The 318-nt window shown below is 42.1% G+C and carries 1 protein-coding gene; it reads right to left on the reverse strand.

The window, feature by feature from the left end:
• On the reverse strand, nt 1-318 hold a 318-nt coding region (locus BHE89_RS00135), incomplete at both ends, for an ABC transporter permease subunit (RefSeq protein ID WP_128860256.1).

Here is a 318-nt window from a genome sequence, read left to right on the forward strand (position 1 = left end):
CCCCAAGCTTCCATTAATGCGATTGCCGCAATATAAAGGATGGTTGCGACCCCAAAGGCTTCAAAGGTACGTAATGATTCTGTTTCGACTTGTCTTGATGCATAAGAAAGCTCCGCAACACCTATCGCCATAGTCAGTGATGAGTTTTTTATCACATTCATGTATTGACCCAGTAACGGAGGTAGAGCGATACGAAAGGCTTGAGGTAAAATTACATAACGCATAGATTGCCATTGCGTTAAACCTAATGCCAAAGAAGCATATTTTTGCCCTTGTTTAACGCCTTGAATACCCGCTCTTAGCTCTTCAGCGATAAAA

It is taken from the genome of Shigella sp. FC1967 (assembly GCF_001743005.1).
In the GTDB taxonomy this organism is placed as follows: Bacteria; Pseudomonadota; Gammaproteobacteria; order Enterobacterales; family Enterobacteriaceae; genus Proteus.